Here is an 18,705-nt window from a genome sequence, read left to right on the forward strand (position 1 = left end):
GTGCTCCTTGTTCCAGGTGCTTCTACGATGACCACCGATCCTGTGGACCACCTATGACGGGCGTGGGCCGTCTCTATGGGTCTAGCAGGAGAGACCCGCGTGGCATTCCCGCTTGCGCTGCACGAGGGTGCGGCATCCTGGATCCATGCGACACATCCCCGGCGCTTGGCAGCGCACCGCTCGAGGCGCGGGTCTGCTCGCGCCCGACGGCTCGTCGGTTCCCACGATCTTCGCCGAGATGAGCGCCCTCGCCACCGCGACCGGAGCCCTGAACCTCGGCCAGGGCTTTCCCGACGAGGACGGGCCGGAAGCGGTGCGGGATGCCGCCCGCTCGGCGATCTCGTCGGGGATCAACCAGTACGCGCCGGGGCGCGGATTTCCCGACCTGCTCGCCGCCGTCGCCGAGCACCAACAGCGCTTCTACGGGATCGAGCTCGACCCGCAGCGCGAGGTGCTCGTGACAGTCGGGGCGACCGAGGCGCTCGCCGCGACCCTGCTGGCGCTCGTGGACTCCCCCGACGACGAGGTGGTGGTGTTCGAGCCGTACTACGACTCGTACGCGGCCTGCGTGGCCCTCTCGGGTGCGAAACTCGTGACGGTGCCCCTGCGGTGGCCCGACTTCCAGCCCGACCTCGAGCAGCTGGCATCCGCCGTCACCGATCGCACACGCGTCATCCTCGTGAACGACCCGCACAACCCGACCGGCACGGTCTTCTCGCGCGAGGTGCTCGACGAGGTGGTGCGCCTGGCCCACCAGCACGACGCGATCATCGTCACCGACGAGGTGTACGAGCACCTGGTGTTCGACGGACCGCACGTGCCGATCGCCACCCTGCCCGGAGCTTTCGAGCGCACGGTGTCGATCTCGTCGGGCGGCAAGACATTTTCGCTCACGGGCTGGAAGACCGGATGGGTCACCGGCCCCGCCGACCTCGTGTCGGTCGTGCTCGCCGTCAAGCAGTACCTCACCTACGTGGGCGGCTCCCCCTTCCAGCCGGCGATCGCGGTCGGGCTTCGCCTGCCCGACGCCTTCTTCGCCTCGGTCGCGTCGGAGATGGCCGCCAAGGCCGCCCTGTTGGGCACCGGTCTGCGCGCCGCCGGTTTCGACGTCTCGACCCCTGCGGGGTCGTACTTCACGGTGGTGGATGCCGCCCCGCTCGGCGCCACCGACGCCGACGCGTTCTGCCGCGAGCTGCCCGCCCGCGCCGGTGTGGTCGGCATTCCGCTCACCGCTTTCGTCACGCCCGCGCACCGCGGCGAGTACGCGACGTTCGTGCGGTTCGCCGCGTGCAAGCGGGTGGAGGTGCTGGAGGACGCGGCGGGGCGGTTGGCGGGGATGTCGATCAACTGAGGCGGGTTCGCGGAACGCGGCGAATGAGCCGGAGGGACGATTTGATTGCCTTCTCAGCAGTGTCAGTCCACCAAGGCTGACCAGTGGCGCACGTCTGTGGGCGCCGCCGACGTCTGGACGAGGCGATTACGCTCCTTGCTCCGCCCCGCAGCGTTTGCCGGAGTGATGCGCTGACCCGTCCTGTACGTTTAGCCTCATGAGGTCAGGGGCTCGGCAGACGGCCGGCGTGTTCGCGGGTGTATTGGCCACAATTGTGGTCCTCGCCGGGGCGATCTCCCGCGTTGACGTATACGTCCCTCTACTACTGGCCACGGCCGTGGGATTCGTCGGCGCGAATGCGGGGTTAGAAAAGGCAATGCACCAGCGAGCGCGCGTGTCCCGTGACGAATGAACTACACGGTCGGCGTGGGCTCGGTATAGCGCTGACGATTGCGATTGGCACCCTCACCCTGTGGCCCTCGTCCGCCACCGCGCACCTGCCCGCAGGTAGCTTCTACCCCATCTTCATCGCTCTGCTCGCGCTGGTCGCTGGCCTCGGGGTGGCATCCAAACGGCTAAAACGTCCGCCGTTTATATGGACGCTTCTCGCCTTCTACATAATCGTGACTGTCTCGTCGATTGTTTTCACCGAGGCGAACCCCTTCTCCTTGATGATCGGCACCGTCGCCATCCCCGCTTATTGGGCCGCATACAGCGCTACCGGCGCGGAGAAACGCCGTGTCGTCCAGGCTGTCCTCGGTATAGCCATGATCGAAACACTGCTCGCCTTTGGAGAGGTGTTCCTTGAAACCGGGGTTCTGCTCGGCACGCCGTTCCGGCTGTCGCCAGAGAATCCCTTCTTCGAGGGAGCTCCCCGGGCGCAGGGAACACTGGCCCACCCTCTCGCTCTCAGCTTCGTGCTTCTCGTCGCGCTCGGGTTTGTGTGCGCGCGGCGATCGCACGCCGCGATGAGGATGGTGCTGGCAAGTATGTTCGTCGTTGGCGTGCTCCTCACGGGGAGCGCGTCCTCAGCCGTCATCGCTGCGCTAATCGTCCTCTATTGGTTCGTGAATCGCGCGACAGCTGCTGGCGTGACCTTCGCCATCCTGTCTGCGACGGCTGCCGTACTACTCGTATTTGCCAGCGGAGCCCCAGCTACGGTGTTCGAGCAGGAGTTCGACCAGCGAAATGCCGGGCACCGGCTCAACTCAATCGCGGCAATTCCCTCACTTGCTTTCGACCGAGACGCGCCGCAAGCGCTCCTCGGCAGCGGGTATGACGTCCGCAACCTTTACACATCGGGCTACTTCTACAACGACGGTTTTTTCACGATTGACAATCAGTACGTGAGCTTCTTGGCGCAGGGCGGGCTCGTCGGATTAGCGCTGGTCATCTCTCTCCTGGTCGGCGTGACTATCCGATCCAGCCGGCGTTACTTGCCCGGCTGGATCGGGCTACTGGGCATGGGACTGTCGTTCGACTTTATGAGTTGGTATGCGCTCGCCCCCTTGACGCTCGTGTTCGCGGCGCTCGCGATCAGACCGGGCCCACCAATGCCGACCGCAGCATCCCCACCCCGTCGAGCAGCTGTGCACCGTCGCAGCGTCATGGTTGCAAGCGCGCAATTGCCGGCGCAGACACCCCGAAAGCACCCCGACCGGTTCGGCTGACCGCTTACGTCGGATGGAGCACCGCGACACGGCTGCCGTCCCAGACATCGCCGCGTGCCTCCTCGAGGCGGTGTGGGAGCAGTCCTCCAGGGTTCGTGCGAGCAGAACACCGACAGATACGCGCGTGACGCTGGCGTGGCCGGGCTGACCGGCCTGGTCGAGGCGCGGAGCTAGCAGGGGCTTGGCGCGCCATGTCGCACGGCAAGTCGGACCCTATGTTGTCGCATGCGGTGACCGGTCCGGAAGTTGGCAAAGCCAACACCAGGACGCCGTGCAAGCTGCCACCGAATCAGCGGGGCGTGACCCGAAATCGCCGCAGCTCCAGCGCGGGATTCACACGTCGCACACGCGCGATTGCGGCCGGATCGACCTGCGCCACCGTCACGTCAATCGCAGTGCCCACCTGAGCCAGCGTGACGCCCTGCGGGTCGATAATCACTGACTGCCCCACCCCGAGCGGCGGCGGATGATCAGCGGCGGCCACGAAGAACGTGTTCTCGATCGCCCTGGCTGCCAATAGCGTTCTCCAGTGGTGCTCCTCCAGCGCACCACGTACCCATTCGACCGGAACCAGCGCCACGTCGACTCCCAAGCCGGCCAGCGTTCGCGACACCTCGGGCAACCGCAGGTCGTGACACGTCATCAGACCGAACCGCAGGCCCCCGCACCTCGAACACCTGAGGCGGGGCAATCTCCCCTGGCTCCACCCAATCGGCCTTACGCTGTGCAAACGCGTCGTACAGATGCAGCTTCCGATACGCAGATCGAACGCCATCGGCTTCTACCGCCACAACGGTGTTCCGTACTCGGCGACCGTCGTCCGCCATTTTGAAGAGGCCTGCAACCACAAACAGGGCGAGCTCGGCTGCCAGAGCTGTACGCGCACGCACAAACGGCCCGTCGAGGTCTTCAGCGTTCTCGCCGAGCGAGGAATCGAAGGGGTCGACGAAGTAGCTGAAGTACGCCGGGAAGACAACGACGCTGGCTCCGCGTACGGAGGCTAACGGGCGAGGTCAGCGATGTCCGCGAGGTTGCCTTCGCGAGAGGCGGACGGGGCGAACTGTGCGACTGCGATTCCGAGGGTCTCGTGACTCATCGTGCGCTATCTCTTCCCCGGCGCCGGATGATCATTGGCACCGCGATCCACAGCACCAGGATGACCACGCCGAGCACGACTCCGGACGCCACGGCCGCCCCGAGACCCACGACGACGTCGAAGACGAACGCGACGACACCTACTAGCAAGAGAGAGACCAGGGCGAGAGCCGCGCGGAGGGCGTCATGCGCGAGCCTCACGAGCACCGGTTTGACCTGCAGGTGGAACACGGCACGGTGGAGCGCTACTGGTGCGAGGGCAACCACCGCGCTCAGTGCGGCGAGGCAGATGAGTACGAGGTAGAGCACCCGCTGGGCGGTCTCGAGCTCGGCGAACGACGCTTGGAACGCCAGCGCTAGAAGAAAGCCCGTGAGGATCTGCGTACCGGTTTGCAGCACCCGCAACTCCTGCAGAATCTCGTTCCAGTTGCGGTCGGCCCTCTGCGCAGGGGTCTCGGGGCGCCCGTCGGCGAAGTCGTCGATGTTGCTGCTCACCTGGCCATTCTCTCGCGACACTCCCGGGCAGTAAGCCCGGATTTGCGGGTTCGTTCATCTGCGGGTAATGTTTTCTCTTGTGCCGCGGGGTGGAGCAGCTCGGTAGCTCGCTGGGCTCATAACCCAGAGGTCGTAGGTTCAAATCCTGCCCCCGCAACAAAAAGAAGGCCCCGAATCGAGAGATTCGGGGCCTTCGACTTTTCTAGCCGGTCCGCTCAACCGTGTCATCTGCTCGCCCGCAGCCCAAGCTCCAATCAAGGGTCTCGAGCCGCCTTGAACCCGAGACCGCCGCATCACTCGTCCGGACCCGTGATTCGCAAGGTGCGCGCAGAGCGTCTCCTCGCGCTGCGCCCCGAGTTCGTCGCTCGTAGTTTCCCGAGATCCCGCTGTCGACACCGCGGCGATTCGAGAGGTCGTCGCTGACGGCGGACGTCAGCATGAAGGCGGTCGCGTCCCATTCGCTGGCCCTATCTACGACCGCTATGCAACGAACCTCAATGACGCCCACGATCAGCGCGCAAGGCGGCGGCCCCGGTCTGCCGACCAGAAGAAATGCATTCTTCACGTGAAGGTGATGGAGCGCCCCAAGCCTGCTGGTAGCGTTCAGCCCAGGAGCGCCGCAATTGCTGCGCCCTAAGAAGGGACCCCCGCCGGATGTCGAGCGACCTCATCAACGGCTCAGCAAGGCCGAGCGCAGATACGGACGCATTGAGATCATCTGACTCCACATTTCGGATTCCCGCCGCATCCAGCGTCGCGCACCCTGCCGATGGGTGACGCGATGCGCTCCCCCTCGCGCAGGTCCCTACGCGCACGCCGCAAGGAGCACGGCGGCGCGGCTGGCATCTTGAGCAGCGCCGGCGCAGGCCTTCTTAGCATCTTTGTCGGCCTAGCTCTGCTTCCTCTGGTGATCGGAACCGTTGGCAGCGGGGCTTACGGACTCTGGCTTCTCGTCTCCGCGGTTTCTATATACCTGCAATACGCCGATGTGGGTGTTGGATCTGCCATTGTCCATTTCGGTTCCCGGTCGAGAGCGGGTGTCCAAGGCCACACCTTCTCCCAGTACGTGTCAGGCGGGCTGATGTGGAACCTTCTGGTCGCCACCGCGGTTGTACCGCTCTTCGCGGCACTTGCTGTCTTCATCACCTCGTCGAACGCGGATGCCGCAGGAGTGTCGTCGGCCGACGCCAACGCACTCGCGCTTCTCGCGACCCTCATGCTCGCCTGCCTTCTCATCTCGCCATTCGCCTCAGCGCTGATCGGGGCGGGGCTGCTCCCCGTCGAACGGAGAAATCAGTCGATCGGGATTGCAGTCCGTTGTGCCGGCACTCTTACTGCGTGCCTGGTCTTTGACAGCATCGTTTGGCTTGCTGCGGCTGAAGTCGTCGCTGCGATCACTCCTCACGCCGCGGCTGTCGCCACACTTGCGAAGCGCAAGTTGTTGAAGATCTCATTCCGACACGGCGCCTTCAGCGCCCTGCGAAAGATGTTGCGCTACAGCATCCGCTCTTTCGGTGTTGCACTGGTAGGAGCGACAATTCTTCAGTTGGGAACCGTCGTTGTCGGCAGCGTGATGGGCCCGAGCGACGTGACCTACTACAACGCTGCATTCCGCGTATACACGGCTGCCCGCCAACTACTGACCTGGATCGTTGACCCGTTCCGCTCGACGCTCAGCCGGCAATTCGTTGAAGATCCCACGAGAGCCAGACGAATACTGACGACTCTTTGCGCGGTGGCCTTCGGCGCGTCTGCGCTAGGCGCAGGCGTCCTTGTGTTCGGCGCGAGCGACATCGTCCATCTCTGGCTCGGCGCCTCCGTCCCGGCGGCCACCATTGCGCTGACAATGATCGTGTTCCTCATCGGCTTCGTCATCAACTCGATACAGATCCCGATGGTTCCCGCTGGCGACGCTCTTGGGCGGCCGGGGGCGTTCTTCTTGATACAGCTCACCTGGCTTGTCGCCTTCGCAGTGCTCAGCTTTCCACTGGTGGACGGTCTCGGCATCGTCGGCGCCGCACTGGCGTTGAGCGCACCCCTGGCATTCATTGCCCCCCTCTACCTCTGGCGGGCTCGTTCGGTGCTCGAGCTCGGGACCGATGACTGGCGAGCAAGCGGTATATTTGCGATCGTCGCGGTCGTCGTCGCTGCCACCACACTCGCCTCCGTGGCCGCCGGAATACAATTCCTCGCTGGGCTACAACCCCTTTCTCTATACAGCACGCTCGCGTTCGCGATGTCTGCGGCAATTTTCGCGCTCATCTTGCGTAAGCACCTCCCCGCCCAACGATTCGTCGAGCTACTTCGCGCAAAGCTGTAGCCAACCGTCCTCCGGAATGGAATATCAAGGTGAGCGAAACTGCCTTCCCCGTCTTCGAGTCGCTTGACGCCGTCCGGGCGTTCACTTCTTCCGTCTTGCAAGGCGCCCTTTCGGACGCCTCCGAGGTCGTTCTGCTCGATATCCCGACTCACGAGAACGTCGGAGATAACATGATCTGGCAGGGAGAAATCGAGTATCTGAAAAGGCTTCGCGTCCGAGTGGCTTACGAAGCGGATATCTTCCGGCACAGCAACAAGCTTCTCGATCGACTCGCTCCCGGCGCACCGATTCTGCTGCATGGAGGCGGAAACTTCGGAGACGTATGGCCAGTTTTTCAGGAATTTCGCGAACGGGTGGTAGCTGACCATCATGACCGCCGCATCGTTCAGCTCCCGCAGACCGTGTACTTCCAGTCCCCTTCGCGCGCGGCGCAAGCCAATGCGATCCTTTCAGCACATCCCAACTTCACCTTGCTTGTTCGTGACACGGACTCTCTCGAGAGGGCTCTGGCTGCTCTCCCCGATGTGAACGTCCGCCTGTGCCCCGACATGGCGCTCGGTTGGACCCCCAGAGAGACTCTGACACGCGGGGAACCTCAAGGCATCCTTGTCCTGGCGCGCGAAGACAAGGAAGCAGCTGGAGATCTCGCCGCGGAGGTCGAGCTGCACCTCGAGTCGTCTGACGAGGTGCGCGACTGGCGTTTGACCGGGTGGCAGAAAGCCCTGTGGAAAGTGACGCGCGTGCCGGGACGGTTGGCCCGGCTCGCCCCATGGCTCCGCGACAACGCTCTCATGTTCCGAGTAGTACAGCGCGCCAACGACTTCAATAGAAAGCAGAATCTCCTGGCTGGCCTGACACTGGTGCGGGGCAGGCGTGCAGTCATCACGAACAGACTGCACGCGCATGTGCTGGCCGGCCTACTCAGCGTTCCGCATGTCGTTACGGAGAATAACTACGGAAAGATCGGGCCGATCTTCGAGAATTACACACACGTGCTTCGTTCGGGGATATTCGCCCCCAAGGCAACCGACGTCCTCTCGTCAGACGTTCTGAAACGGGCGGAGAACCGATGACCCGCACCGTCACGGTAGGCTTTCCCGCCGTATGGGACATCGCGGAATGGGAGACGTCGCACGCGAACGGAGAACGACCGGACCGCTGGCCCTACGGCCTGGACCGTCTCGACGATCAGTACGATCTAAGAACCGTGGCGTTGTCGAGCCGCGGCTATCTCCCCCAATTTCAGAGTCGTCGATCGCAGCGGCGAGGTGTTGCGATCGGGTGGGAAGAAAGCAGTGTTGCTCGGCTCGTCGCTTCCCGTCGGTTCGAGCACGTCGTCGGGGGCGTCATTTGGAACACCGACCCGCCAGTGAACGCGCGAGACCGCGCAGTCAAAGCCCTCTACCGCAGGGCGCTCAAACAGGCGAGTGCACTGTGGTGCCTGAGTCGACCCCAGGTTGCGTTGGTAGAAGCGATTCTCGGCCGCGACAGACCCGCGGTTCACTTCTTGAAGTTCGGTATCGACACGGACTACTACAGGCCAGCGCCCCTTCCACTTCAGCCGCTCGTACTGAGCGCAGGCGGCGACCGCGATCGAGATATACCGACGCTGTACGCCGCAATGGCTGAGATCAAGGCCGCCCGACCGGACACGCAGGTGGTGGTTCAGACTGCCTCCGACCATCCGGTGCCCGCGGGTATCGTTCGCGTGCAACGCCTTTCCCATCGAGATCTGCGCGACCTTTACGGTCGCGCCTCCATCGTGGCTATCGCTACGCGTTTCAATCACCACGTGTCGGGGATGACAGTCGCCCTCGAGGCCGCGGCAACAGGACGGCCAGTCGTGACGACAGACACACCCGGGATGTCCGACTACGTCGACGAGGCGTCTGGTCGCCTGACGCCAGCTGGCGACGCAGGCGCCATGGCAGCAGCTGTCGTCGGACTCCTGGACAGCCCCCGCCAGCTGCGGGATCTGGGACGCGCTGGGCAACACCGGGTGTTGACGTCACACTCCACGAAAACAATGTCCTCAGCGATCGGCGAGATCGTCGCCTCTTTGTCCCATTGAACGCGTCGCACTCATTCACTTCTTACGAGGAGGCAGACTTTGCCTAAAGTCGCAATCATTGGCACACGCGGTTACCCGAGCTATTACGGGGGCTTTGAGACGGCCGTGAGGAAACTAGCACCGTACTTGAGCGAGGCCGGATGGGACGTTGTCGTGTACGGACGGCCGCAGTCCATGAAATTGGATGACCCCGAGCGAGACCAACGGGTGCACTCCGTCGCCACGCGCGGACTCGAGCGAAAGTCCCTCAGCACGCTGACATACGGCTTCACAGCTACGCGACGAGCAGTGAAGGACGGTTGCGACGTCGCTCTCGTCATGAATGTTGCAAACGGGTTCTGGCTTCCCCTGCTTCGTGCAGCTCGGATCCCGACACTTGTCAACGTCGATGGAATCGAGTGGGAGCGTGCCAAGTGGGGGCGGATCGCGAAAGCTGTCTTCCGCAGCGGCGCGAGGAGCACGGCACGCTGGGCCAACACGCTCGTCTACGACGCGCACGAGATCAAGCGTTGGTGGGGAGCGAAGTTCGGTCGGGACGGAATTTACATCCCCTACGGGGGAGACGCCCCAGCACAAGATAGTGAACCACCACTCGGCCTGAGGTTCCGCGGCTATGTACTGGTCGTCGCTCGTTTCGTGCCGGAAAACACTATTCCGGAGTTCTTCGAAGCAGCGGCATCAATCGCGAAAGCGTGGCCGGTGGTCATTGTTGGGTCGTCCGGTTACGGTGGCGAACTCGATGACAGTGCACGGCTGCTTGCGGAGTCGACCCCGAACATCACGTGGCTAGGACATGTCGCCGACGATCAACTTCTCCATCGTCTCATGCAGAACTGTGGCGTCTACTTTCACGGCCACAGTGTTGGCGGCACAAACCCTGCGCTTGTTCAAGCGATGGCGTGCGGCACCCCAGCTGTCGCCCGAGATACCGTCTACAATCGCGAGGTGCTGGGAGACGCGGGTGTCTTCACTGAACCAAGCCCACGTCAAATTGCGGACACCGTGTCTGAATTGATGCAAGACAGTAACCGCCAGTCCGCTCTTTCGCTCGCAGCTCGGAGCCGTCAGCAGGAATTGTTCACCTGGGAGTTGGTCTGTGGACGTTACGAATCCGCGCTAAGGGAGGCGCTGAATGCGCGTCCTGTTTGACGCATTCTGGTGGCATAGAGGACCCATCGCCAACAGAACCGTAATGCGCGAGATCATTTTCGGATGGTCGCGGCGTTTCCCGGAAGACGAAATAGTTCTCGCCGTGCGCGCACGCCATAGGAACCTTCAGGACGTACCGCCCGATGCGAGGATCGTTTTCACTCGGCTGTCCCCGCAGGCCCTCTCGAATGTCGTAGAGCTGCCCCTTCAGGCTCGACGCAACCGGGTCGACCTTGTCGTATCCCATAACTACACCTCCCCATTTACTCGCAATGCAGTGTTCATTCACGATCTGCTCTTCGAGGAATCCCCGCATTGGTTCACCCGCAAAGAACGAGTGTACTTCTGGCCCATGAGCCGTCTCGCGACCTACGCGTCGACCGTGTTCACGTCCTCGCGCACAGAAGCGGCGCGAATTGAGAGGCTGCACCCCCGTCTCTCGCCCGTGCGTGCAACGAGCCTCGCCATCTCACCGGCCCTCGCCGCCGCGACACCTCGCACCCCCGCAATGATGCCGACCGGCTGGGAAGGCTACTGGCTTTGCGTAGGGCGATTGAACCGGAGAAAGAACCTCGATACCGCTCTTCGCGGGGCGGTGGCGTCGGGACTTCTCTCGCCGACGCATCCGATGATCATCGTAGGAAGTGCCGAGTATTCCGGCGCCAACACCGAATTGCCAGAAAATATTCGCGCGCTCGTGGACGCGGGGCACGTCATCTTCGCTGGCCGCGTTTCGGATGAAGAGCTCAGATGGCTCTACTCCAATGCCAATTGTCTTATTTTCATGTCGCGCGATGAGGGTTATGGCTTGCCACCCGCAGAAGCTCGTTTTTTCGGAACTCCGGCCATAGTCTCCGACATACCCGTTATGCGGGAGCTGGTTCCGGATGCGCACGCCTTCGTCGATCCAGACTCACCGACAGCTTTGGCCACCGCCCTCGCAAGCATGCCGCAAAGGCGCGCCGCTGGACCCGTCGACGGGTTGCAAGACGCCGAATCTGCCTGGGAAGACATCGCTTCCCGGATAAGGTCCGCATCCATAGCACCGCGAGAATGAAAGAGGCGACAAGGTGATCGAAACGGATGAACCGGCCACCCCCGTCCCGCTCGTGACCGTACTCATCGTCACGTACAACAGTCGGTCCACTATTCGAGCAGCGATCGACGGACTCGTAGGCAGCTGCGAGATCGTGCTGGTCGACAACGCTTCGCCCGATGGCACCGCAGATTTCGTCGAGAACACCTACGGCTCACGAGTCACCTTGATCCGCTCAGGGGAGAACCTCGGGTTCGCGAGGGCAGTGAACCGCGCGGCAGAGTACGCCCGCGGCAGATACCTGCTCCTCCTCAACCCCGACGCTTCATTGGACTCCGAGAACATAGATCTTCTGACCGTCGCTATGCGCGCTCACCCCGGCGTCGGCGTTGCAGCCCCAGACGTCATCGAGGGCGCCGGGGAGTTCCGCACCATGGCTGCGGGGTACGAGCCCTCGGTGAAGCGCATGTTCCTTCATTCATCCGGCCTGTCGCGCTTAGGCAAGTACACGGCACGACTGCGTGGGCACTATCTCTTGCGGGATCAAACTCGCCCGAATCAGCCGGAATTCGTGAAGTGGGTGTCCGGCGGCTGCATGCTCGTCGAACGTACCGTCTGGCAACATTTGGGCGGACTCTCCGAGCGGTGGTTCATGTACGCCGAAGACGTGGAATTCTGTCTCCGCGCGAGTAGCGCCGGCTGGAAGGTAGCTGTCTTCCCTTGGGCCCGCGCCTACCACAGCGTCGGAGGCAGCAGTGACGATTCTTCGGGCCCGGTGAGGACTGTATGGCTCGAGAACCTCTATGACCTCTTCGTTCTCCGGTATCACCCGAGCACTGTCCACGCAGCGTCGTGGCGAGGTGTCGTCGCTGTCGGCTTCGCCGCTCGCTCGAGTGTCTTCGCTCTACTCGCATCGGTTCGTCCGGCTTATCGCGGCGATGCAAGGCGATTCGCAGCCTATGCTCGTGCGGCATGGGGCTTACCTTCGCCTGAGTCCGTGCCGAGCGCTTAGGAGACCGCCCGACGCCTGACTCGTCCGTCCACTCGGGCTAGAACTCACTGAGGTGAGGGAAAACAGTTCCGCGCGCTACGCACCCGCGGTACCGACCCCCACGAGTACGAGGTAAACCGCGTTGTAGACGACATGCAGGATGACGGCAGACCAAGCCCGGCCCGTGAGCAGGACGAGTAGGGAGCAGACGCCACCCACCAGGAACAATTGCAACCCGCTCGAGAGGGAGAGCGGGGCGTACGCCCCGTGAAGGCACACGAAGGCGCCGGCGGATGCGAGGAGAGCAGTAGCACCCGCCGCAGCTGCACCCAATGTCTTTCGGAGCATCTGGAAGATGACGACAACGAGAACGGAACGGAAGAAAAGCTCTTCTACAAGAGGCCCGACAAAGGCGGCAGCTAGGGTGATCGCCGTCAGTGAGCTGGCCGCGAGATCGATCGAGAGGGATGTAGAGGTGGGGAACGATGCAGCGTTCGCATCACTAAGGCCCCCCTGCACCAGGCGGAGCCCCACACCCAAACCGACTCCCCAAAGCACGTCGACGAGTCGCAGACGGAACAGGCCCGCCGGGCGCCCCCTGACCACGGCGTAGCCCACCGGCACAAGCAGGCCGACCCACAAAGCGGGCAACGACAATGCGGCGACCCCGGCTATCGCGGAATGGGCGAGGACGACGCTGACGAGGATTGCGGCTCCTGCTCCAATTAGCGCGCACACGAGGACCCTCAGGTCCCATTTGCTAATCTCTCGTCCACCCATCCGCCAATCGGTGCGCCGACGCCTGCGGATTTGAGCAGCGTCGGAGTTGGCGCCGAGGGAGCCGGGGTCAAAATGGACCGCTGGACCGGCGGCGTTCGCAACGGTCGACTGATTATGCTGATGACGCACGCGCTCAACTTACTCGGAGTCTGGACGTGCGGGCATCCCAGATCGGCATCTCGGAGGAGCAGCTTGCTGAACATACTCGCCGTGTGCACAGGCAATGTGTGCCGATCCCCCTTAGCCGAACAGCTTCTCACGGAGCTCGTGTCTGGATTCGACGTGAGCGTAAGCAGTGCCGGCACGCGCGCACGGGGCGGGGTGCCGATGACGACCGAGACTGCCGAGATCGCGGTCACCCACGGGTGTGATCCCAGACAGGTGGAGAGTCACCGAGCGAGAGCTCTGACCGACGAACACCTTCGGTCTGCACATCTTGCTCTCGCGATGGCTCGAGAACACCGCCGAGAGATCGTTGAAACGAACCCGTCAGTCCTGCGCCGAACGTTCACCGTCCGGGAGCTCAGCCGCCTCCTCGCCGACGTCAGCGATGATCAGCTTCGTGAAGAGTCAACGCGGGCATCAGGTCCCTTGACGCCTGAGAACAAGTTCTCCGCGATGCTGCTGTTCGCGGCGAGTCGTCGAGGACTCGTACTTCCGCCCGCGATGGCCGAGGACGACGACATTGTCGATCCCTATCGTCGATCCTCGCGGACCTACGCATTGTCCACGGAGCAGCTCACCTCGGCGCTCCCCGTAGTCCTCCGTCTGGTCCGTCTCGCTCACGATTGAAGGCCACAGTCTCGTGGATCGCGCCATGGGGTAATCATGGGCTACGCAGTCGGTGGCCAATGCAGGAGGACCCGCGGTATTCACGCCATCGCCAAAACCAGCCACAAACAATCCATGTGACAGACTGACGTCCTTCCCCCAGTGCCGCACGACGTGTGCCGGCGACACCTCGAGAGGCACCATGGAGCTCAGCGACTACATCCGAATCCTTCGGAAAAATTGGCTCGTGATCGTGGTCCTCACGACCGTGGGACTTGCCGCTGCCACCGTCTTTACGCTGACCCGCACACCGGCGTACGAGTCATCCAGCACCGTCTTCGTCTCGACGCAGGGGGGAGGCACGACGGCCGAACTGCAGCAAGGGTCGAACTTCACGCAGGCGAGAATCAATACCTACGTGGGCTTGGTAGTTACGCCCGCCGTCCTCGATCCCGTGATTAGCGACCTCGGACTCGCAACCACTGCCGACATGCTGGCGAAGGACGTCAAAGCGTCGGCTGCACTCAATTCCACACTCATCACGATTGCCGCCACAGATTCTGATCCGGTCACCGCCTCGGCGATCGCGAATGCCGTCGCAGCGAGCCTTTCGACCGTGGTGCCGGCGCTCGAGCCGGCAGTGGACGGCGGCGCCAGCCCCGTTCGGCTCACCCGAGTCACAGACGCTCAACCGGCGTTGAGCCCCACGTCGCCGAATGTGCCGCTGAACTTGGCTCTTGGCCTGCTCGCTGGGCTGGCAATCGGTATCGGAGTCGCGGTTCTGCGCACTGCCCTGGACAACCGCGTGAGAACGCCTCGGGATGCGGAACAGATCACGGACGCACCCGCCATCGGTGCCATCGCCTACGACGCCAAAGCGAAGGAACGGCCGCTCATCGTCCACGCGGATCCGCTGAGCCCGCGGGCCGAATCGTTCCGTGCGCTGCGCACGAACCTCCAGTTCCTCGACATGGGCGGGCGTTCGAGCTTCGTCGTCACCAGCTCGATCCCGAGCGAGGGGAAGTCGACGACCACGATCAACCTGGCGATCGCCCTGGCCGATGCCGGCAAGCGAGTCGCATTGCTCGACACCGACCTGCGCAAGCCCAAGGTCGCGGAGTACCTCAGCATCGAAGGTGGCGCAGGGCTGACGGACGTTCTCATCGGCCGGGCCAAAGTCAATGAGGTCATGCTCCCCTGGGGCGGCCGCAGCCTCTACGTGCTGCCCGCGGGAAAGATCCCGCCCAACCCGAGCGAACTGCTGGGGTCGCAGCAGATGACCGTGCTGCTCGAGATGCTCGAGCGCGACTTCGACGTCGTGCTGTGCGACGCTCCCCCATTGCTGCCCGTCACCGACGCCGCGATCCTCGCCCGAGCCACGAGCGGCGCACTCATGGTCGTGTCGGCGGGCAAGACCACCAAGCATCAGCTGACAGGAGCCACCGAGGCACTGAACACCGTCGGGGCCAAGCTCGCCGGTTTCATTATGTCGATGGTGCCGACCCGAGGACCGGACTCGTACTACGCCGCCTACGGATACGGGTACGGGTACGGGTATCGCGAGCTGCCCGCGAAGACCAGCCGGTTCTCGCGGAAGAAGGAGAAGAGCGTCGCCGACGCGGACGCCCCGGAAGATATCTCGCTCGACGAGCTGGGCTTCTCGCCGCGCCGTACCTCGCGCGAAGCACAGCGCGACGGCTGACCCACAGATCCACCTCGGATCGACAGAGGTGTCACAGTAGCGAACGGAGACCGGCGTGACCACGGAAGCGAAGGGCACCAGCGTGAGCTCCTCCCCTCTCCCCCCGGCTATGCTCAGGGCCGGTCGCGTGGCGGCCTGGGTCGTCGGAGCCTTCCTCGTCCTCCTCGTCGTCATCGCCGCCTGGGTGGGCGTGCGGGGGTGGATGGCTTATCAGCACCTGTCGCGCATCGAAGCGGGGATCAGCGAGGCCTCGTCGGCGCTCGCATCCGACCCGGGCGCCGCGGGCGCCACCGTCGCCCGCTTGGCGACGGACGCCTCCGCCGCGCACGAGCTCACCTCCGACCCGGTGTGGCACCTCGCGGAGACTGCGCCGTGGATCGGCCCGCAGCTGCAGGCTTTCGGCACGGTGGCATCTGCGGGCGACACACTCCTCAGCGATGCCCTCCTGCCCCTGGTGACGGCCGCCCAAGACACATCCTTCGACGCGTTGAAGCCGGTCAACGGTCGTATCGATACGACCGGCCTCGCCGTTCTCGCGCAGCCCGCCCAGTCCGCGGCATCCGCAGCTGCAGATGCCTCCGGTCAACTGCTGGGTCTCAATCGCACGCCTCTCGTCGGAGTACTCGCGCGCGCGGTCGATAAGTCGACCGCGGTCTTCGAACAGACGGCCACCAGTCTCGACGCGCTGTCACGGGCGACGCGTCTGCTCCCCGACGTTCTGGGGCAGAACGGTGAGCGCAACTACCTGGTGCTCGTGCAGAACAATGCAGAGTGGCGGTCGTTGGGCGGCATAGCGGGGACGGCGATTCTTCTCAAGACCGATCATGGCGCGATCAGCCTGGCGAACACCGAGTCCGGCACCTCGCTATCGAAAGGGATCAAGAATCCGGTCGTCGACCTTCCGCCCGACGTGCAGAACATCTACGAGACCCGACCCGCGCGGTTCTTCCAGAACCTCACGCAGATTCCGGACTTCACCTTCGACGGACCCCTCGCCCGCGAGATGTACAAGCAACGAACCGGCGTCGAGGTCGACGGCGTCATCACGCTCGACCCCGTCGTCCTGTCGTACCTTTTGCGCTCGACCGGACCCGTTGCACTGCCCGATGGCGAGACGCTTTCCGCAGACAACGCCGTGCAGATGCTTCTCAGCGACGTTTACCAGCGATACCCGGACCCATCAGCGCAAGACGCATTCTTCGCCGGTGCAACGGGAGCGGTCTTCACTGCCTTCCTCGAGGGGCGCGGGTCGACGGTGAGCCTGCTGACCAACCTCGCGACCGCGGCCGAACAACGCCGCGTCTTGATGTGGAGCACCGATCCCGAAGAACAGGACATCCTCGAGGGATCGTCCGTGGCGGGCGAATTGCCGGTGACCGATGAGGAGACGGCCCGATTCGGGGTGTATCTGAACGACGGCGGCGGCTCGAAGATGAGCTACTACGTCAAGCCCGACGTTTCTCTCGCTTGGGACCAATGCGCGCCGGACGGACGCAAGGGGCAACGTCAGCTGACTCTGAAGATGACCCTCACGAACACAGCCCCGGCGGATGCCGCGACATCGCTCCCGAGATATGTGACCGCGAACGGCCAATTCGGCACAGCGCCGGGCACCGCAACGGTCGTGAGCAACGTCTACCTCCCCGAGGGGTACGAACTCGTGTCGGGCGCGACAGCCGAGGGAACGGCATCCGTGACCGGATCTTTCGAGGGGCGGCAGGTTCTGACCTTCGGCTTCCAACTGCTTCCGCAGGCGTCCGCTGATCTCACCGTGACCGTGCGTGCCACGACGACCGCGTCGAAAGCGGAAGCCCTTATCACGCCGACGGCCGATGCCGCCATCGATCCGACGGTTGCCACGGCCTGTGAGACGTCGGGAACGGCCACCCTCGGATAAACAATGCGGCTGCGTAAATGCGCTTCCCACTGCGCGTCAGCGTAAATTTACGTAGTCGAAACCTTCACAGTTTGCAACTGAGCCAATGCCTAGGTAATACTCAGGAAGGGTCTCAGTACCGCCCACCGCTTCATTGTTGTCCTTCCCCTTGCAGCTTCATCGGGATAGCACGGACGCGGACCACCACCTCCCGGTAGCCCGGATTCGAAAGCAGGCACTCATGAAGCTCTCCCTCAAGAAGGCTGGCGTCTCCGCCGCCCTCGCCGGCGCGCTGCTGTTCGCAGCTCCCGCCGTGGCTCAGGCATACGTCCCCACCGCTCCCGGCACGCAGACCGTGACGATCACCAACAACGGCCCGGTCACGTTCAACGTGGCTCCCGGCGCCACCGTCACCTTCGTGCTCGTCGGCTACAACGCCAACCAGGCCGGCCTCGCCACCGCGAACCTGCCCGTCAGCTCGAAGTCGATCACGAAGGTCGCCGACGCCTCTGGCAACGCCACCGCGAACGTCACGCTCCCCGCTGACGCCCGCGGCACCTACACGCTGTCGGCAACGCCCGCCGGCGGCACCGCCGGCGGCTCCGGAAACAACGCGGGCGGCTCCACCGGTCTCCCCGCGACCGGCTTCGACGCCAGCTCGATGCTCGGCCTCTGGGTCGGCGGCGGCGCACTCGCGCTGGCCGGCGGCACGATCGCCGTGGCCACCACGGTTCGTCGCAACCGCGCCGACAGCAAGGCCTGACGCACCACGCGTCCCCGAGGGGCGTCGTCGACTCCGGTCGGCGGCGCCCCTTCTTCGTTCGCACCGGTCGGCTGCGCCGACGGCACCTGGCATCCGTCCCCTCCGTCAACCCTCCGCTCCCCCGCGTCGCGCGCGGTTGACTCGACGCATGGACACCACCACCACCGCCCCTCTCGACAACGACGGGCGCGACGCCGACACCCCGCCGACGCTGCCCTTCGTGCACATGTGGACGGGGCTCGACGGCAAGAGCCGGCTCGACGAATCGGTGATGCGCGGCTTCGGGCTCCAGAGCGTGGGCGGCGGAGCCGACCCGCAGTGGATGCGCCCGTTCCCCGGGGAAGTGTCGGCGGTGCTGTTCGCGGCGCTCCCGGTGGGGTGGGTGGGGCAATGGCATCCGTCGCCTCATCCTCAGTGGGTGATTCCGCTGCGCGGACGCTGGTTCCTCGAGACGCAGGACGGCTCGCGCGTCGAGATGGGCCCCGGCGACATCCATTTCGGGCAGGACCTCGAGACGCACGACGTCGACGGGACCGAGGGTCATCTCTCGGGCACCGTGGGAGATGAGCCGTGCCTGCAGGTGCTCATCCAGTTCGCGTCCTCGCCGGCCGCGCCGACGCCCCACCCGTTCGGCTGAGCCCGTCAACCCGGCTCGC

At 64.1% G+C, this 18,705-nt stretch carries 16 protein-coding genes, 1 tRNA gene and 1 pseudogene; 14 read left to right on the plus strand and 4 right to left on the minus strand.

Annotated elements, in window-relative coordinates:
* Positions 1–145: 145 nt before the first annotated feature.
* Complete coding sequence (locus tag DEU35_RS15135; protein WP_116239981.1) at positions 146–1,351, plus strand: aminotransferase class I/II-fold pyridoxal phosphate-dependent enzyme; 1,206 nt, start codon at positions 146–148, stop codon at positions 1,349–1,351.
* Between the two features lie 380 nt (positions 1,352–1,731).
* Entirely contained in the window at positions 1,732–3,000 is a 1,269-nt protein-coding gene (locus DEU35_RS15140; RefSeq protein ID WP_116239982.1) for an O-antigen ligase, read from the plus strand.
* Between the two features lie 289 nt (positions 3,001–3,289).
* Here the strand turns inward: DEU35_RS15140 and DEU35_RS17540 are convergent, their stop codons facing one another.
* From DEU35_RS17540 to DEU35_RS15150, 3 genes and pseudogenes are all read right to left on the minus strand, one after another.
* A complete protein-coding gene (locus DEU35_RS17540) occupies positions 3,290–3,775 on the minus strand; it encodes a nitrilase-related carbon-nitrogen hydrolase (RefSeq protein WP_309545571.1) in 486 nt (161 codons plus the stop codon).
* Positions 3,756–3,935, minus strand: a pseudogene (locus tag DEU35_RS17545) (hydrolase); the annotation flags it as partial. The pseudogene DEU35_RS17545 and the gene DEU35_RS17540, both read right to left, overlap by 20 nt.
* Positions 3,936–4,092: 157 nt before the next feature.
* Positions 4,093–4,590, minus strand: coding sequence for a DUF6328 family protein (locus DEU35_RS15150; protein WP_116239983.1), 498 nt, complete (start codon positions 4,588–4,590; stop codon positions 4,093–4,095).
* Positions 4,591–4,673: 83 nt separating this feature from the next.
* Between DEU35_RS15150 and DEU35_RS15155 the strand changes: the two genes are divergently transcribed.
* From DEU35_RS15155 to DEU35_RS15185, 7 genes are all read left to right on the plus strand, one after another.
* Positions 4,674–4,747, plus strand: a tRNA-Met gene (locus DEU35_RS15155).
* Between the two features lie 624 nt (positions 4,748–5,371).
* Positions 5,372–6,910 carry a lipopolysaccharide biosynthesis protein gene (locus tag DEU35_RS15160; protein ID WP_258873573.1) on the plus strand — a complete coding sequence of 513 codons (1,539 nt, stop codon included), beginning with the start codon at positions 5,372–5,374 and terminating at the stop codon, positions 6,908–6,910.
* Between the two features lie 29 nt (positions 6,911–6,939).
* Complete coding sequence (locus tag DEU35_RS15165) at positions 6,940–7,983, plus strand: polysaccharide pyruvyl transferase family protein (RefSeq protein ID WP_116239985.1); 1,044 nt, start codon at positions 6,940–6,942, stop codon at positions 7,981–7,983.
* The gene (locus DEU35_RS15170; RefSeq protein ID WP_116239986.1) at positions 7,980–8,981 is read left to right on the plus strand and encodes a glycosyltransferase; all 1,002 of its coding nucleotides are present in this window, start codon (positions 7,980–7,982) and stop codon (positions 8,979–8,981) included. The genes DEU35_RS15165 and DEU35_RS15170 overlap by 4 nt, the downstream gene beginning before the upstream one ends.
* Positions 8,982–9,020: 39 nt before the next feature.
* Positions 9,021–10,130, plus strand: a complete 1,110-nt coding sequence (locus DEU35_RS15175) for a glycosyltransferase (protein WP_116239987.1) — start codon at positions 9,021–9,023, stop codon at positions 10,128–10,130.
* A 43-nt stretch (positions 10,131–10,173) separates the two neighbouring features.
* Positions 10,174–11,187, plus strand: coding sequence for a glycosyltransferase family 1 protein (locus DEU35_RS15180; protein WP_181904668.1), 1,014 nt, complete (start codon positions 10,174–10,176; stop codon positions 11,185–11,187).
* A gap of 13 nt (positions 11,188–11,200) precedes the next feature.
* On the plus strand, positions 11,201–12,178 hold the full coding sequence (locus DEU35_RS15185) for a glycosyltransferase family 2 protein (RefSeq protein ID WP_116239989.1): 978 nt from the start codon (positions 11,201–11,203) through the stop codon (positions 12,176–12,178).
* A 75-nt stretch (positions 12,179–12,253) separates the two neighbouring features.
* Here the strand turns inward: DEU35_RS15185 and DEU35_RS15190 are convergent, their stop codons facing one another.
* Complete coding sequence (locus DEU35_RS15190; protein ID WP_258873574.1) at positions 12,254–13,066, minus strand: CPBP family intramembrane glutamic endopeptidase; 813 nt, start codon at positions 13,064–13,066, stop codon at positions 12,254–12,256.
* On the opposite strand from DEU35_RS15190, the gene DEU35_RS15195 reads away from it, so the two are divergent.
* The 5 genes from DEU35_RS15195 (at position 13,058) to DEU35_RS15215 (ending at position 18,686) form a co-directional block, all read left to right on the plus strand.
* Positions 13,058–13,729 carry a low molecular weight phosphatase family protein gene (locus DEU35_RS15195; RefSeq protein WP_258873575.1) on the plus strand — a complete coding sequence of 224 codons (672 nt, stop codon included), beginning with the start codon at positions 13,058–13,060 and terminating at the stop codon, positions 13,727–13,729. The two genes, DEU35_RS15190 and DEU35_RS15195, sit on opposite strands and share 9 nt — an antisense overlap.
* A 181-nt stretch (positions 13,730–13,910) precedes the next feature.
* A complete protein-coding gene (locus tag DEU35_RS15200; RefSeq protein ID WP_116239992.1) occupies positions 13,911–15,410 on the plus strand; it encodes a polysaccharide biosynthesis tyrosine autokinase in 1,500 nt (499 codons plus the stop codon).
* A 55-nt stretch (positions 15,411–15,465) separates the two neighbouring features.
* Positions 15,466–17,307 (plus strand): DUF4012 domain-containing protein, encoded by a 1,842-nt coding sequence (locus DEU35_RS15205; RefSeq protein WP_258873576.1) that lies wholly within the window; start codon positions 15,466–15,468, stop codon positions 17,305–17,307.
* A 220-nt stretch (positions 17,308–17,527) separates the two neighbouring features.
* Positions 17,528–18,049, plus strand: a complete 522-nt coding sequence (locus DEU35_RS15210; RefSeq protein WP_103208681.1) for an LPXTG cell wall anchor domain-containing protein — start codon at positions 17,528–17,530, stop codon at positions 18,047–18,049.
* Positions 18,050–18,197: 148 nt separating this feature from the next.
* Positions 18,198–18,686: a hypothetical protein gene (locus tag DEU35_RS15215; protein WP_116239994.1), complete on the plus strand. Its 489-nt coding sequence runs from the start codon at positions 18,198–18,200 to the stop codon at positions 18,684–18,686.
* Positions 18,687–18,705: the final 19 nt, after the last annotated feature.

The sequence above is a fragment of the Microbacterium sp. AG157 genome, assembly GCF_003385695.1.
Taxonomy (GTDB): Bacteria; Actinomycetota; Actinomycetes; order Actinomycetales; family Microbacteriaceae; genus Microbacterium; species Microbacterium testaceum.

Excerpts from the sequence above, each read along its gene's own strand:
- DEU35_RS15135 (WP_116239981.1), top strand. The coding sequence starts at position 146 with ATGCGACACATCCCCGGCGCTTGGCAGCGCACCGCTCGAGGCGCGGGT.
- DEU35_RS17540 (WP_309545571.1), bottom strand. The coding sequence starts at position 3,775 with ATGGCGTTCGATCTGCGTATCGGAAGCTGCATCTGTACGACGCGTTTG.
- DEU35_RS15160 (WP_258873573.1), top strand. The coding sequence starts at position 5,372 with ATGCGCTCCCCCTCGCGCAGGTCCCTACGCGCACGCCGCAAGGAGCAC.
- DEU35_RS15170 (WP_116239986.1), top strand. The coding sequence starts at position 7,980 with ATGACCCGCACCGTCACGGTAGGCTTTCCCGCCGTATGGGACATCGCG.
- DEU35_RS15180 (WP_181904668.1), top strand. The coding sequence starts at position 10,174 with ATGCGCGAGATCATTTTCGGATGGTCGCGGCGTTTCCCGGAAGACGAA.
- DEU35_RS15195 (WP_258873575.1), top strand. The coding sequence starts at position 13,058 with ATGACGCACGCGCTCAACTTACTCGGAGTCTGGACGTGCGGGCATCCC.
- DEU35_RS15200 (WP_116239992.1), top strand. The coding sequence starts at position 13,911 with ATGGAGCTCAGCGACTACATCCGAATCCTTCGGAAAAATTGGCTCGTG.
- DEU35_RS15210 (WP_103208681.1), top strand. The coding sequence starts at position 17,528 with ATGAAGCTCTCCCTCAAGAAGGCTGGCGTCTCCGCCGCCCTCGCCGGC.
- DEU35_RS15215 (WP_116239994.1), top strand. The coding sequence starts at position 18,198 with ATGGACACCACCACCACCGCCCCTCTCGACAACGACGGGCGCGACGCC.